Here is a 14,546-nt window from a genome sequence, read left to right on the forward strand (position 1 = left end):
GTTGAACCGGCCTAATATAGGGCTCTTTTAATCATCCCCACCCGGGATGAGATCGTCAGGACCCCGGCACGTCGGGGTTGGCATGGCGGCAGCACATCATCATCAGGGTTTCGCCCGCGGCGCGCGGATGCTGCGCACGGCGCTCGGGACGGCCATCGCCCGGCACTTGGAAGACCCCTCCGTCGTCGAGGTGATGCTGAACCCGGACGGGCGGCTGTGGATCGACCGACTCGCGGAGGGACTATCCGACACGGGTGAGCGGCTCTTGCCCGCTGACGGCGAGCGCATCGTGCGGCTCGTCGCCCACCATGTCGGCGCGGAGGTTCACGCTGGCGCCCCACGTGTTTCAGCCGAGCTGCCCGAGACGGGAGAACGTTTCGAGGGCCTGCTGCCGCCGGTGGTCGCGGCCCCGACATTTGCCATCCGCAAGCCCGCCGTCGCGGTGTTCACCCTGGAGGACTATGTTCGCGCCGGGATCATGTCCGCCGGACAAGCCGACGCACTGCGCCAGGGTGTCGCCTCTCGCGCCAATATCCTGGTGGCCGGCGGCACCTCGACGGGCAAGACCACTCTGACCAACGCGCTGCTCGCCGAGGTCGCGAAGACCTCCGATCGCGTCGTCCTCATTGAAGATACGCGCGAGTTGCAGTGCGCTGCGCCGAACCTCGTCGCCCTGCGCACCAAAGACGGTGTCGCCTCGCTATCGGACCTCGTCCGTTCGGCGCTTCGGCTGCGTCCCGACCGCATCCCCATCGGAGAGGTGCGCGGCGCCGAGGCGCTGGACCTATTGAAGGCCTGGGGCACCGGCCATCCCGGCGGCATCGGCACCATCCATGCCGGCAGCGCCATCGGCGCGCTGCGGCGGATGGAGCAACTCATCCAGGAAGCCGTCGTCACCGTCCCCCGCACGCTGATCGCCGAGACCATCAATCTCGTGGCCGTGCTTGCCGGCCGCGGCGCGGCGCGCCGGCTCACCGAACTCGCTCATGTCGAGGGCCTTGGCCCCGATGGCGACTACCGCGTCACCCCTGTCATCACCGGAGATCCCACATGATCCGATCGCTCCATCGCGCCCGTAGCGCGGCCCGGTTGGCCGCGTCTGTCACCTGCATCAGCCTGATGGCCACGGCCAGCGCTCTTGCCTCTGGCTCCTCCATGCCGTGGGAGGCACCGCTGCAATCCATCCTTCAATCGATCGAGGGGCCGGTCGCCAAGATCATCGCCGTCATCGTCATCATCTCGACCGGGCTGGCGCTGGCCTTCGGCGACACGTCCGGTGGCTTCCGCCGGCTGATCCAGATCGTGTTCGGCCTGTCGATCGCCTTCGCCGCCTCGAGCTTCTTCCTGTCGTTCTTTTCCTTCGGCGGCGGAGCGCTCGTGTGATGGCCGACACGATTGAGGTCCCCGGCTTCAGCATTCCGGTCCACCGGGCGGTGACCGAGCCGATCCTGCTCGGCGGCGCGCCGCGCGCTATCGCCATCGTCAATGGCACGCTTGCCGGGGCCGTGGGTCTCGGCCTGCGCCTGTGGTTGGTCGGCGTGGCCATCGGGGTGATTGGCCATGTCGCGGCGGTGTGGGCCGCGAAGCGTGATCCGCTCTTCGTCGAGGTGGTGCGGCGGCATCTGCGGATCCCCGCGCATCTCTCAGTCTGAGCGGGGTGCCATGATGATGAACCTCGCTGAATACCGCAGCCGCAACCGCCGCCTTGCCGATTTCCTGCCCTGGGCTGCACTGGTCGCCCCAAGCATCGTGTTGAACAAGGACGGCTCGTTTCAGCGGACAGTGCGTTTCCGCGGGCCGGACCTCGACAGCGCCGTGCCCGCCGAGCTCGTCGCGGTCGCCGGGCGGCTGAACAACGCCTTCCGCCGCCTCGGCTCGGGATGGGCGATCTTCGTGGAGGCGCAACGCCATGCCGCCGCGACCTATCCGGCGAGCATCTTCCCCGATGCCGCTTCCGCTTTGGTTGATGCCGAGCGGCGGGCCGATTTCGAGGAGGCCGGCAGTCATTTCGAGTCGAGCTATTTCCTGACCTTCACCTTCCTCCCGCCGGCCGAGGACGCGGCGCGCACCGAAGGCTGGCTTTATGAGGGGCGGGACAAGGCGGGCCTTGATCCCCATGAGACGTTGCGGGGCTTTGCCGACCGCACCGATCGACTTCTCAACCTCATCGACGCCTTCATGCCAGAATGCCGCTGGCTCGATGACGGCGAGACGCTGACCTATCTGCACAGCTGTGTGTCGACGCATCGGCACCGTGTCCGCGTGCCGGAGACGCCGATCTATCTCGATGCGCCGCTCGCCGATCTGCCGCTCACCGGGGGGCTGGAGCCGCGCCTTGGTAACCAGCATCTACGGGTGCTGACCATCACCGGCTTTCCCACGGTGACGACGCCCGGCCTGCTCGATGAGCTGAACCGGCTGGCCTTTCCATATCGCTGGTCGACCCGGGCGATCCTGCTCGACAAGACGGATGCGGTCCGGCTGCTCACCAGGATCCGCCGCCAGTGGTTCGCCAAGCGCAAATCCATCGCCGCGATCCTGAAGGAGGTGATGACCAACGAGGCCTCCGTCCTTGTGGACAGCGATGCCGCGAACAAGGCTGAAGATGCCGACCTCGCGCTGCAGGAACTTGGCGCAGACCATGCCGGCATCGCTTATGTCACCGCGACCGTGACGGTATGGGACGCTGATCCCCGCATCGCCGACGAGAAACTGCGGAGGGTCGAGAAGGTTATCCAGGGTCGCGACTTCACGGCGATTTCGGAGACGATCAACGCGGTCGATGCATGGCTGGGCAGCTTGCCCGGCCATGTATACGCCAATGTCCGCCAGCCGCCGATCTCGACGCTCAATCTCGCCCATATGATCCCGCTCTCAGCGGTGTGGGCGGGCGAGAGCAGCGACGCGCATTTCGATGCACCGCCTTTGCTGTTCGGCAAGACCGAGGGCTCGACACCATTCCGGTTCTGCCTCCATGTGGGCGATGTCGGCCATACCCTCGTGGTGGGCCCGACCGGCGCGGGCAAGTCCGTGCTGCTGGCGCTGATGGCGCTGCAGTTCCGGCGCTATCCGAGAGCCCAAGTCTTCGCCTTCGACTTCGGGGGCTCGATCCGGGCCGCGGCGCTTGCCATGAGCGGGGACTGGCACGATCTCGGCGGCGGTCTCAGCGAGGGGAACGCGGATGGCGTTTCGCTCCAGCCGCTTGCGCGCATCGATGAGGCTGCCGAGCGCGCCTGGGCCGCCGACTGGCTCACTGCCATCCTCACCCGCGAAGGCGTTATCATCACGCCGCAGGTGAAGGAACACATCTGGACGGCAATGACATCGCTGGCCTCCGCGCCCAGCGAAGAGCGCACCCTCACAGGTCTCTGCGTCCTCCTGCAGTCCAACGACCTGAAGCAGGCGCTGCGTCCTTATTGCATCGGCGGCGCCTGGGGTCGGCTGCTCGACGCCGAGACCGAGCATTTGGGCGCGGCCACGGTCCAAGCCTTCGAGACCGAGGAGCTGATCGGGACGGAGGCCGCGCCGGCGGTGCTGGCCTATCTGTTCCACCGCATCGAGGACCGGCTCGATGGGCGTCCAACGCTTATCATCATCGATGAAGGCTGGCTGGCGCTGGACGATGAGGGCTTCGCCGGCCAGTTGCGGGAATGGCTGAAGACGCTGCGCAAGAAGCACGCCAGCGTGATCTTCGCCACGCAGTCGCTCTCTGACATTGATGGCAGCGCCATTGCCCCGGCAATCATCGAGAGCTGCCCGACACGCCTTCTGCTCCCCAATGAGCGGGCCATCGAGCCGCAGATCACCGCCATCTATCGCCGCTTCGGCCTGAACGACCGGCAGATCGAGATCCTCGCGCGGGCGACCCCGAAGCGGGACTATTACTGCCAGTCGCGGCGCGGAAACCGGCTGTTCGAGCTTGGCCTGTCCGACGTGGCGCTGGCGCTATGCGCGGCGTCCTCCAAGACCGACCAACAGGCCATCGGCAAGATCTTCGCCGAGCATGGTCGCGACGGCTTCCTGGACGCTTGGCTGCGTCATCGCGGCCTCGGCTGGGCCGCCGACCTCCTTCCCAACCTCTCCAATCTGGAGACGCAGCCATGACGCTGTCCCGTCCGCGCGCGCTCACCGTCGCCGTCGCGCTGCTGTCCGTGCCGCTCACCCTGTCACCCGTTCTGTCGCCGCCCGCGCAGGCACTCACGGTCTATGACCCGTGGAACTACGCGGAGAACATGATGTCGGCCGCCCGGGCGCTGGAGCAGATCAACAACCAGATCACCTCGCTGCAGAACGAAGCGCAGATGTTGATCAACCAGGCCCGCAATCTCGCCAGCCTGCCCCATTCCTCGCTGCAGCAGATCCAGCAATCGGTCCAGCGCACCCAGCAGTTGCTCGGACAGGCACAGAGCATCGCCTTCAATGTCGGCCAGATCGACCAGGCCTTCCAGCAGCGCTATGGCAGCATCCCGCTCTCGGCCTCCGATGCCGATCTCGTCGCCGGTGCGCGCTCGCGCTGGCAGACCACGGTTGGTGGCTTGCAGGATGCGCTGCGCGTGCAGGCCGGCGTCGTCGGCAATGTCGACGCCAACAAGGCCGAGATGGCGACCCTCGTCGGCCAAAGCCAGGGCGCCACGGGCGCGCTTCAGGCCACGCAGGCCGGCAACCAGTTGCTCGCTTTGCAGTCGCAGCAGCTCTCCGACCTGATCGCGGTGATGTCCGCCAATGGGCGCGCCGCGGCGCTCTCCGAGGCGGAACGCGCAACCGCCGCCGAGCAGGGCCGCGAGCAGCGCCGGCGCTTCCTCACTCCGGGCGCCGGCTATCAGGCCGGCAATGCCCGCATGTTCAGCAACTGACGGGAGGCGAATATGGACGCAGCCAAGCTGGCCCGGCTCGGTGCGGTGATCTTCGTGGCCATCGCCGGCACGGCGGCGGTTCTGGAAATGAGCCGGGAGGAGAAGGTGGCGGAGCTGTCGCCAGTTCGGACCGTCGGGGCCGAGCGCGATGCGCTGCGCGATGAGCAGCGCCGCTGCCAGCAGTTGGGTGAAGTCGCCGCTCAGGACACCGCGTGCCTGAAGGTCTGGGCGCAGACACGCGACCGGTTTCTCGGGCATCCCGCGCCGAACCAAGGCCGCTGAGCCATGAACGGCACTGGCGTCATCGACACTTTCCTGGGGGTCTTCACCTCCTATATCGACAGCGGCTTCGGTCTGCTTGGCGGCGAGGTCGCCTTCATCGCCACCACGCTCATCGTCATCGACGTGACGCTGGCGGCGCTGTTCTGGTCCTGGGGCGCGGATGACGACGTCATCGCCCGGCTCATCAAGAAGACGCTGTTTGTCGGCGTCTTCGCTTACATCATCGGCAATTGGAACACCCTCGCCCGCATCGTCTTCGAGAGCTTTGCCGGGCTTGGGCTGAAGGGCTCGGGAACGGCATTTTCCGTCAGCGACCTGATGCGTCCGGGCAAGGTGGCGCAGACCGGGCTCGAAGCCGGTCGGCCGCTACTCGACTCCATCTCCGACCTGATGGGCTGGGTCGCCTTCTTCGAGAACTTCATCCAGATCGCCTGCCTGCTGTTTGCATGGGCGCTGGTGCTGCTCTCCTTCTTCATTCTCGCGGTCCAGCTCTTCGTCACCTTGATCGAGTTCAAGCTGACGACGCTCGCCGGCTTCGTGCTGATCCCCTTCGGCCTGTTCGGCAAAACCGCCTTCATGGCCGAGCGGGTGCTGGGGAACGTCGTCTCCTCCGGCATCAAGGTCATGGTGCTCGCGGTCATCATCGGCATCGGCTCCACCCTGTTTGGCCAGTTCACCGCGGGGTTTGGGGGACAGACGCCCACCATCAATGACGCCATGGCCATCGTGCTGGCTGCCCTTTCCCTGCTCGGCCTCGGCATCTTCGGCCCTGGCATTGCCGCGGGCCTTGTCTCCGGCGGCCCGCAGCTGAGCGCGGGGGCCGCGGTCGGCACGGGCCTCGCCGCCGGTGGCGCGCTGAAGGCGGCCGGCGGTGCGGCCAGCCTCGCCGTCCGGGGCGGTGGGGCGGCGCTCTCCGCGACGGCGGCCGCGGCGCGGGGCGGTGCGACGGCCTACAGCATCGGCGCGGCAGGCCAGTCCGGCATGGCGGGTGTCGCCTCGGGACTGGGTGGCGTCGCGCGGGCTGCGGGCTCCGCCGCCATCTCACCGCTCGCGAATGCCGTCGGCGGTACCGCCTCGGCTTCCTCGGCCGGCGAGATCCCCGATTGGGCCAAGCGCATGAAGAGCGGCCAGTCGCTTCGCCATGGCGTCTCCGCCGCCGCCCATGCTGTGCGCTCCGGTGACAGCCATGCCGGCGGCTCTTCCGTCTCCCTGTCTGAGAGCGACCGCACATGAGCCTCTTCAAGCGACCCGCGACCCATTACGGCACCTCGCCCGAGCCGGTCACGCCCTATCAGAAGGCAGCACAAGTCTGGGACGAGCGCATCGGTTCGGCCCGGGTGCAGGCCAAGAACTGGCGGCTGATGGCCTTTGGCAGCCTGTTCCTCTCGGCTGGCTTTGCCTCGGCGCTGATCTGGCAGTCGACGAGGGGCACCGTCGTGCCCTGGGTGGTCGAGGTGGATCGTCTTGGACAGACGCAGGCCGTAGGGCCTGCAACCGGCGATTATCGCCCAACCGATCCGCAGATCGCGTGGCATCTTGCCCGTTTCATCGAGCAGGTCCGCAGCTTGCCGGCCGATCCCGTGATCGTGCGGCAGAACTGGCTCAGGGCCTATGAGTTCACCACCGATCGGGGCGCCGCCGCGCTCAACGATTATGCCCGCGCCAATGACCCCTTCACCCGGGTGGGCAAGCAGCAGATCGCGGTTGAGGTCTCCAGCGTGATCCGGGCCTCCCCGGATTCCTTCCGCGTCGCCTGGGTCGAGCGGCGCTATGAGAACGGCCAGCTCGCCGCCGCTGAGCGCTGGAGCGCGATCCTGACGCTGGTGATCCAGCCGCCGCGCGATGCCGAGCGCCTGCGCACCAATCCCCTCGGCATCTATGTCAACGCCATCAGCTGGTCGCGGGAGATGAGCCAGTGAACACGTCTCTCCGTAAGCCCGCATCTCCGGCTTTCCGCCGATCCGCCTTTGCGGTTCTCCTGCTCTCGGCGACGATGCTGGGCGGTTGCGCATCGGCACCGAAGCCGCCACAGATCAGCTACGACAGTGAGGTGCCGGCGCTGCCGACGGTGCCGACAGTGGTTGCGGATGACCGGCCGCGCCCGCTCCACACGCCGCCCGCCTGGACGCCGGCCAAGGGCGGCACGGACGCCAAAACGCCCGTCGCCCGCGTCGAGAACGCCAATGCGGCGGCCCGCGTGGAGCCGCGCCGCGAGGGCTATTACAACGCCATCCAGATCTATCCGTGGAGCGAGGGTGCGCTCTATCAGGTCTATGCAGCACCCGGCCAGATCACCAATATCGCGCTGGAGCCGGGCGAGAGCCTGACCGGCGCCGGCCCCATCGCGGCGGGCGACACCGCCCGCTGGATCATCGGCGACACCGAGAGCGGCGAGGGTCTGAACCGGCGCGTCCATGTGCTGGTAAAGCCGACGCGGGCGGACATCGCCACCAATCTCGTCATCACCACCGATAGGCGCAGCTACATGATCGAGCTGCGGGCTGGCGAGAAGCCCTATATGCCGGCCGTCGCCTGGGCCTATCCGCAGGTTCCGGGAGCGCAGCGCGCCAGCGTTCCGGCGGCACCGGTCATCCCCAGCTTCGCGGCTCGCAACTATCGCTACGCGCTCACCGGCGACACGCCGCCCTGGCGGCCAATGGCCGTCTATGACGATGGGCGTAAGGTCTATATCGAATTTCCGCGCGGCATCGTACAGGGCGAGATGCCGCCGCTCTTTGTCATCGGCGCCGATGGGGAAGCGCAGATCGTCAATAGCCGCATCCACCAGAACATCCTGATCGTCGACCGGCTGTTCGGTGCGGCCGAGCTGCGCCTCGGTGGCGGCGAGCGTCCGCAGAAAGTGCGGATCGAGCGCGCGGACGGGAGGCCCGCATCATGAGCAATCCGGATCATCATGACATTGAGGCTGATCTTGCCGCTCCGGCCACCGATCACGCCGCCGCCATGCGGCTGCGTCCCGAGCCGCCCCGCGTCACGCGTCTCTCCCGCAAGGTGCTGGCCGGTGCCGGGCTGGTTGTTAGCCTCGGCATTGGTGGCGCGTTGATCTATGCGCTGCAGGGTCGCGACAAGGGCACTGGCGGCGAGGAGCTTTATTCCACCCAGAACCGCTCCACGGCCGATGGCCTTGCCGGCCTGCCACGGGACTACACCGGGCCGATCCTGGGTCCGCCGCTGCCCGGCGATCTCGGCCGGCCGATCCTTGATGCGCAGAATCGCGGCCAGCCCGTGGTGCCGCCGACAATGACCGCGCCGCAGGTCGACCCCGAACAGCAGCGTCGTCTCGCCGAGCAGGAAGCCGCGCGGACCAGTCGCGTATTCTTCCAGGCTGCGCAGGCCCGCGCGCCGGCGTCGTCAGTGACGGGTGCCTCCGGCTTCAGCGGCCCTGGCTCGGCAGGAACGGGCGGCACGTCCTCACCCCAGGATCGCCAGCTTGCCTTCCTCAATGCCGCCGTCGATCGGCGCGTGGTCGCCTCCGACCGTGTCATGGCGCCGGCATCGCCCTATGTGCTGCAAGCAGGCGCCGTCATCCCCGCCGCGCTCATCACCGGCATTCGCTCCGATTTGCCGGGCCAGATCACCGCGCAGGTAACCGAGAACGTCTATGACAGCCCGACCGGCCGCATCCTGATCATCCCGCAGGGGACCCGGCTGCTCGGCCAGTACGACAATGGCGTCGGCTTCGGCCAGCGCCGGATCCTGCTGGTCTGGAACCGGCTGATCTTCCCCAATGGTCGCTCCATCGTGCTGGAGCGCCAGCCCGGCACGGATGCGCAGGGTTATGCCGGCCTCGAAGACGGCGTCGACATGCACTGGTGGGATCTCGCCAAGGCGGTCGGGCTATCGACGCTGCTCTCCGTCAGCGCCGAACTCGCGATGGATGACCAGGACGCGTTGATCCAGGCGCTACAGAGTGGGGCGCAGGACACCATCAACGATGCCGGCCAGGAGATCATCCGCCGGCAGCTGCAGGTCGCGCCCACCCTGACCATCCGGCCGGGATTCCCGGTGCGGGTGATGGTGACGCGTGACCTCGTGCTCGAACCCTACAGGTACTGACCATGGCGAAGCTGAAACTTGGACCGATCACGAACGACAAGCCGGTGAAGGTGGCGCTGTCACTACCTGGCGCGCTGCACCGCGATCTTGTTGCCTATGCCGAGGTGCTCGCGCGGGAAACCGGTCAGCCCACTCCGGATCCCGTGAAGCTTATCGCGCCAATGCTGGAGCGCTTCATCGCCACCGATCGAGAATTCGCCAAGGCCCGCCGCGAGACTGGCAGCGCCGCGAGCATCAGCGCGTCGCAGCCCGCTCCTGGGCCATCCTCCGTGTGAGGCTGAGCAAGGTGCGCACCGCCGGATTATCGTTCTTCGGCGAATAGATCACCGAGAACGGGATCACCTCGCCGACGAGCGGCCGGTACACCACTTCCGGTACGCTGATAATTGTCTCGGATTCCAGCACCGGCACAATCCCGCGCCCCGTGGCGACGAGGCCAAGAAGGCTGTAACGGGCAAGCTGCTGTGAGCTGATGCGCGGCGAGATGTCGAGTTCCCGGAACTTGCGTTCAAGGAACCCGCGCACCTCGTTGCCCGAGCCTTGGGTGCGCACGAGAAAGGTCTCATCGACGAGATCGCGCCAGGAGAGTGTCCTGCTCTGGGCCAGCCGGTGCAGGCGCGGCAAAGCGAAGAACAAAGGTTCGCTCCAGAGAGGGATAGCATCGCAGTCCGCCCAGCCTTGCCGGCCGAGAATGTAAGCGGCATCGAGATCGAACCGCCGTATCGCGGCCGCATGGCTCTCCGCAGGGGCTTCCACGAAATCGATATGCACGCCGGAATAGCGCTGGTCGTACCGGTGGAACAGGTCGGCCAGGAAGCCGGAGGCCAGCTTCGAGAACAGCCCAACCCTCAGGTGCCCTTCTTCCGCCCGGCCGAACGCCGCGGCCTCCTCGTTGGCCTCGCGAATCTGATCCAGCGCCTGGCGTGTCCGGCTGAGATATCTTTGCCCCGCCAGAGTGAGGTTCACCCCGCTTGAATGCCGAATGAACAGCGAGACGCCGATCTCATCCTCCAGATTCCGGACGCTCCGGCTGATGGACGATTCCTTGACCTCGAGTGCCACCCCGGCCTTGCGGAAGCTTCCGTGCTCGGCGGCCGCCACGAAATAGCGCAGATGGCGCAACTCGATCGAGGTGGAAAACGGCGCAGCCATTCGGGCTCCGGCGTGTTGAGTAGCTTCTGGATATTGATACCCAAAGTTGCGGCTACGTCGAGAGTTGCAGACGGGCTTTGCATCGCGGCCGTTCCGGGCGCCGCCATGCGCAGCGCATCAGTGCAGCGCCGCCGCTTAGAAAGCTGCCGAACGCACGCCATGGCATCCGAGAATTTTCTTCCGGGAGCATAGATTCTGCTCAGAATATCGCGTTCGCGGGCAAATCTAAGCAGAAAATGCCCCTAAGGGCGTTTACTAAGTATCTGATTTTATTGGGAAAATTTGGAGCGGGCGATGGGATTCGAACCCACGACCCCAACCTTGGCAAGGTTGTGCTCTACCCCTGAGCTACACCCGCATCCATTTTGCCGGCGTCGCAGTGCGTCGCGGCGGTGCGTTCGTATGCCAAAACCCCACGCAGAATGCAACAGGCATCACACCAACTTGTCCACAGGCTTCGCGCAAGGCCCGTCTCAGAACCTGAAAATACCAATAATCCTATAGTGTTAGTAAAACTCATTCGCGATGAATGGGGTCGATCCACTTCACCGCCTCGGGCTTCTCCACCGGTTCGATCTCGAGATTTACCACCACCGGGTCCTGCCCGGAGCGCACCAGGACGCATTCCAGGACCTCGTCCGGGGAAGCGTTGATCTCCTGGTGGGGCACGTAGGGCGGCACGAAGATGAAATCGCCGGGGCCGGCCTCGGCCACATATTCCAGCTGTTCGCCCCAGCGCATGCGGGCGCGGCCCTTCACCACGTAGATGATGCTCTCCAGGTCGCCATGGTGGTGCGCCCCGGTCTTGGCATCCGGATGGATGTGCACCGTGCCGGCCCAGATCTTCTCCGCCCCCGCCCGCGCCCGGTTGATGGCGGCGGCGCGGTTCATGCCTGGCGTCTGGGCGGTGTTGGGATCGAGGCTGTCGCCGGGGATCACCTTCACCCCGTGCGCGCGCCAGTCCACCTTACCGTGCCCGTCCTTTTGGGAATGATCCGTACCCATCTCGTCCTCCCTGTCGCCACGGCCCCGTTCGGGACCCATTCCGTTTATCCAGCCCCGCCCGTTCGGGCCCCCATTCCCTTGCCGCGCCGCCGCGCGGGGGCTAGAACGGCGCCAACTCAACGCATCCCTTTTCAGGAGACGGCGGCTCATGGCGCCCTATCAGTATGCCTACCACATGCACGGCATGACCAAGGCCTATCCGGGCGGCAAGAAGGTGCTCGACAACGTGCACCTCTCCTTCTACCCGGACGCCAAGATCGGCGTGCTCGGCGCCAACGGCTCCGGCAAGTCGACCCTGCTGCGCATCATGGCCGGAATGGACAAGGATTTCTCGGGCGAGGCCCGCCCGGCCGACGGCGTGCGCGTGGGCTACCTGCCGCAGGAGCCGCCGCTGGATCCGGCCAAGACCGTCCGCCAGAATGTCGAGGACGGCGTGGCCAAGCAGAAGGCCATCATGGAGCGCTATAACGAGCTCGCCATGAACTACTCGGACGAGACCGCCGACGAGATGACCCAGCTCCAGGACGAGATCGAGGCCCAGGGCCTGTGGGATCTCGATTCCAAGGTGGAGCAGGCCATGAACGCGCTGGGCTGCCCGCCGGACGACTGGGACGTGACCCGCCTTTCCGGCGGCGAGCGGCGCCGCGTGGCCCTGTGCCGCCTGCTGCTGGAGCAGCCCGAACTGCTGCTGCTGGACGAGCCCACCAACCATCTGGACGCCGAGACGGTGAACTGGCTGGAAGGCCACCTGCGCACCTATCCGGGCGCCATCCTCATCGTCACCCACGATCGCTACTTCCTCGACAATGTCACCGGCTGGATCCTGGAGCTGGATCGCGGCCGGGGCATTCCCTACGAGGGCAATTATTCCTCCTGGCTCGGCCAGAAGCAGAAGCGCCTGCAGCAGGAGGGCCGCGAGGACGAGGCCCGCCAGCGCGCCCTGGCCCGCGAGCAGGAATGGATCGGCGCCAGCCCCAAGGCCCGGCAGGCCAAGAACAAGGCCCGTATCCAGCGCTATGACGAACTGGTGGAGAAGGCCTCGGAGCGGCAGCCCTCCGCCACCCAGATCGTCATCCCGGTGGCCGAGCGCCTCGGGCAGAACGTCATCGCCTTCGACCATCTCAACAAGGCGTATGGCGACAAGCTTCTGATCGACGACCTCTCCTTCAAGCTGCCGCCGGGCGGCATCGTGGGCGTCATCGGGCCGAACGGCGCGGGCAAGACCACCTTGTTCCGCATGATCACGGGCCAGGACAAGCCCGACGCGGGCACCATCGCCATCGGCGAGTCGGTCAAGCTCGGCTATGTGGACCAGAGCCGCGACGCGCTCGACGACAAGAAGACCGTGTGGGAGGCCATCTCCGACGGCAACGAGGTGATCTACGTCGGCAAGAAGGAGATCCCCTCGCGCGCCTATTGCGCGGCCTTCAACTTCAAGGGCGGCGACCAGCAGAAGAAGGTGGGCATGCTCTCGGGCGGCGAGCGCAACCGCGTGCACCTCGCCAAGGTGCTCCAGCGCGGCGGCAACGTGCTGCTCCTCGACGAGCCCACCAACGACCTCGACGTGGAAACCCTGCGCGCTTTGGAAGAGGCGCTGGAGGATTATGCCGGCTGCGCCGTCATCATCTCCCATGACCGCTTCTTCCTCGACCGCATCGCCACCCACATGCTGGCCTTCGAGGGCGACAGCCACGTGGAATGGTTCGAGGGCAACTTCGCGGATTATGAGGAAGACAAGAAGCGCCGTCTGGGACTGGATTCGGTGATCCCGAAGCGAATTCAGTACAAGAAGTTTTCGAGGTAGGTGGGGAGGGGGCGGCCTCTCTCTGGAGAGGCCGCCTCATTTGTCAATTCCACATAAAAAACAAGCTACTCTTCTCCCAACATTTTCTGAGAACTTCTATAGAGACGCGGTCGAATCCGACTCTGATTAGAAATGTATTCAATTATTCTATTTATCGCTCCGATTTGACTCTTAATTTCCGGAGTAACGGGAGCATCTACCAAAGAAGCTATTAAAGCCTGCCTAAGCTCAAGCCATGTTATTTCTAAATCCTTAAAAATTGGATGGCGGAATTCGGCATATTTTTCCCGAAATGGCCTATTTTCTTGAATTAAATCTGCCAAAATCTTGTCTGTATTTGATATTGATCTTGTATTATGCCTAGATATCTCAAGTATTTCTTCCAGAATTTCTGTATTTCTATTATTTTTATCTTCTTTTTTTATTGTCGATATAGAATCCTCTATTTTAGAATTGTCATCTATAAGATGATTTAGTTTATCAAATAACGTTGGCCACCACACATCATATATATCACGGAGCCTTGCCTCCTCTAACCGACTCTCTTTTGTCAGTTCTGTTGAGACTGCATACCAACTTTCTAATATCTTCTTTTTCGAAGATGGTTGATTGGAATTGCAATATTGGGCCCTTAAGATCTGCTCTCTTTATATTAATAAGAAATGGAGATACGTTTGCGCTGTCCATACTTTTCGATAACGCTCCGGCCTCAAAATTTAACCATGGAGCCTCAATATTTGAATCAGTAACGCAAAGTATGCCATAGAACGAATCGGCCAGCTCTCCGGCTATATCTTGACTCCAACGAGTACCTTTGTCGATATCCTCTGATGAGACATACGGTATAAGTGTCTGAACAACATTTGGCAGCCAGTCTCTAAGGCACATTGCTACCTTATGACTCAATTCGCCAGACCAGCTAATGAATACTTTCATGATATTGTTCCTGGCCACGACATTGGCTCACGGAATTGCGTAGAAGGTATTTGCGCCAATTGTCAAGTTCGCGACTGGCCCTCACCCCACCTTCTCCTTCAGCCACACCTTGATGAGCGACTGATAGGGCACGTCCCTCTTGTTCGCCTCCACCTTGATGCGCTCCAGCAGCGAGACGGGCAGGCGCAGAGAGATGGAGCAGGTGGATGGCTTGAGGTTGGGAAAGCGCACCCGTTCGGCCGTGGCCGGGTCGAGATGGTCCGCGCTATCGTGGGTCTCCCAAAAGGCGCGCTCCTCCTCCTCGCTGGCAAAGGCCGGAGCCGGCGTAAGCTTCTTCGTCATGACGAAGCCTTTCCTTGCGGCGCAAAGGGCCGAGCGAGCTTGCGCACGGCCTCACAACCGCCGCGATCAAGGCCCCCTCCCCCGCCCCCTAATGC

General features: G+C 64.5%; 17 protein-coding genes and 1 tRNA gene. 12 read left to right on the top strand and 6 right to left on the bottom strand.

All coding sequences use genetic code 11. The annotated features are described in order from the left end of the window. Window positions 1–82: 82 nt before the first annotated feature. From trbB to K9U41_RS09260, 11 genes are read left to right on the top strand one after another with little or no spacing between them, the layout of a single operon-like run. A complete protein-coding gene (trbB, locus tag K9U41_RS09210) occupies window positions 83–1,054 on the top strand; it encodes a P-type conjugative transfer ATPase TrbB (protein ID WP_282640544.1) in 972 nt (323 codons plus the stop codon). Continuing rightward, a complete protein-coding gene (locus tag K9U41_RS09215) occupies window positions 1,051–1,383 on the top strand; it encodes a TrbC/VirB2 family protein (RefSeq protein WP_282640545.1) in 333 nt (110 codons plus the stop codon). Before trbB ends, K9U41_RS09215 begins: the two co-directional genes overlap by 4 nt. Next, window positions 1,383–1,652 carry a VirB3 family type IV secretion system protein gene (locus K9U41_RS09220; protein ID WP_282640546.1) on the top strand — a complete coding sequence of 90 codons (270 nt, stop codon included), beginning with the start codon at window positions 1,383–1,385 and terminating at the stop codon, window positions 1,650–1,652. The genes K9U41_RS09215 and K9U41_RS09220 overlap by 1 nt, the downstream gene beginning before the upstream one ends. Before the next feature lie 13 nt (window positions 1,653–1,665). After that, window positions 1,666–4,104, top strand: coding sequence for a conjugal transfer protein TrbE (gene trbE, locus K9U41_RS09225; protein WP_282640562.1), 2,439 nt, complete (start codon window positions 1,666–1,668; stop codon window positions 4,102–4,104). After that, window positions 4,101–4,853, top strand: coding sequence for a P-type conjugative transfer protein TrbJ (gene trbJ, locus K9U41_RS09230; RefSeq protein ID WP_282640547.1), 753 nt, complete (start codon window positions 4,101–4,103; stop codon window positions 4,851–4,853). Before trbE ends, trbJ begins: the two co-directional genes overlap by 4 nt. A gap of 12 nt (window positions 4,854–4,865) precedes the next feature. Beyond that, complete coding sequence (gene trbK-alt, locus K9U41_RS09235; RefSeq protein ID WP_282640548.1) at window positions 4,866–5,135, top strand: putative entry exclusion protein TrbK-alt; 270 nt, start codon at window positions 4,866–4,868, stop codon at window positions 5,133–5,135. A gap of 3 nt (window positions 5,136–5,138) precedes the next feature. After that, a complete protein-coding gene (trbL, locus tag K9U41_RS09240) occupies window positions 5,139–6,368 on the top strand; it encodes a P-type conjugative transfer protein TrbL (protein WP_282640549.1) in 1,230 nt (409 codons plus the stop codon). Then, window positions 6,365–7,054 carry a conjugal transfer protein TrbF gene (gene trbF / locus K9U41_RS09245; RefSeq protein WP_282640550.1) on the top strand — a complete coding sequence of 230 codons (690 nt, stop codon included), beginning with the start codon at window positions 6,365–6,367 and terminating at the stop codon, window positions 7,052–7,054. Before trbL ends, trbF begins: the two co-directional genes overlap by 4 nt. Continuing rightward, on the top strand, window positions 7,051–8,034 hold the full coding sequence (trbG, locus tag K9U41_RS09250) for a P-type conjugative transfer protein TrbG (protein WP_282640551.1): 984 nt from the start codon (window positions 7,051–7,053) through the stop codon (window positions 8,032–8,034). Before trbF ends, trbG begins: the two co-directional genes overlap by 4 nt. Further along, window positions 8,031–9,212: a TrbI/VirB10 family protein gene (locus tag K9U41_RS09255; RefSeq protein WP_282640552.1), complete on the top strand. Its 1,182-nt coding sequence runs from the start codon at window positions 8,031–8,033 to the stop codon at window positions 9,210–9,212. Before trbG ends, K9U41_RS09255 begins: the two co-directional genes overlap by 4 nt. 2 nt (window positions 9,213–9,214) lie before the next feature. Continuing rightward, window positions 9,215–9,487, top strand: a complete 273-nt coding sequence (locus tag K9U41_RS09260; protein WP_282640553.1) for a DUF2274 domain-containing protein — start codon at window positions 9,215–9,217, stop codon at window positions 9,485–9,487. Here K9U41_RS09260 and K9U41_RS09265 read toward each other — a convergent pair. The 3 genes from K9U41_RS09265 to K9U41_RS09275 form a co-directional block, all read right to left on the bottom strand. Further along, a complete protein-coding gene (locus tag K9U41_RS09265; RefSeq protein WP_282640554.1) occupies window positions 9,447–10,364 on the bottom strand; it encodes a LysR family transcriptional regulator in 918 nt (305 codons plus the stop codon). The genes K9U41_RS09260 and K9U41_RS09265 overlap by 41 nt on opposite strands. 283 nt (window positions 10,365–10,647) lie before the next feature. Beyond that, a tRNA-Gly gene (locus K9U41_RS09270) sits at window positions 10,648–10,722 on the bottom strand. A 158-nt stretch (window positions 10,723–10,880) separates the two neighbouring features. Beyond that, window positions 10,881–11,369, bottom strand: a complete 489-nt coding sequence (locus tag K9U41_RS09275; RefSeq protein WP_282640555.1) for a cupin domain-containing protein — start codon at window positions 11,367–11,369, stop codon at window positions 10,881–10,883. 148 nt (window positions 11,370–11,517) lie between these two features. Here K9U41_RS09275 and ettA point away from each other — a divergent pair, with 148 nt between their 5' ends. Further along, window positions 11,518–13,173: an energy-dependent translational throttle protein EttA gene (gene ettA, locus K9U41_RS09280; protein WP_282640556.1), complete on the top strand. Its 1,656-nt coding sequence runs from the start codon at window positions 11,518–11,520 to the stop codon at window positions 13,171–13,173. Window positions 13,174–13,238: 65 nt separating this feature from the next. Here ettA and K9U41_RS09285 read toward each other — a convergent pair whose 3' ends face one another. From K9U41_RS09285 to K9U41_RS09295, 3 genes are all read right to left on the bottom strand, one after another. Further along, window positions 13,239–13,676 (bottom strand): hypothetical protein, encoded by a 438-nt coding sequence (locus tag K9U41_RS09285; RefSeq protein WP_282640557.1) that lies wholly within the window; start codon window positions 13,674–13,676, stop codon window positions 13,239–13,241. Window positions 13,677–13,686: 10 nt separating this feature from the next. Next, window positions 13,687–14,109, bottom strand: a complete 423-nt coding sequence (locus tag K9U41_RS09290; RefSeq protein ID WP_282640558.1) for a TIR domain-containing protein — start codon at window positions 14,107–14,109, stop codon at window positions 13,687–13,689. Window positions 14,110–14,190: 81 nt separating this feature from the next. Continuing rightward, entirely contained in the window at window positions 14,191–14,451 is a 261-nt protein-coding gene (locus K9U41_RS09295) for a BrnA antitoxin family protein (RefSeq protein ID WP_282640559.1), read from the bottom strand. Window positions 14,452–14,546: the final 95 nt, after the last annotated feature.

The organism is Xanthobacter autotrophicus, from assembly GCF_029991245.1.
Classification (GTDB): domain Bacteria; phylum Pseudomonadota; class Alphaproteobacteria; order Rhizobiales; family Xanthobacteraceae; genus Xanthobacter; species Xanthobacter autotrophicus_C.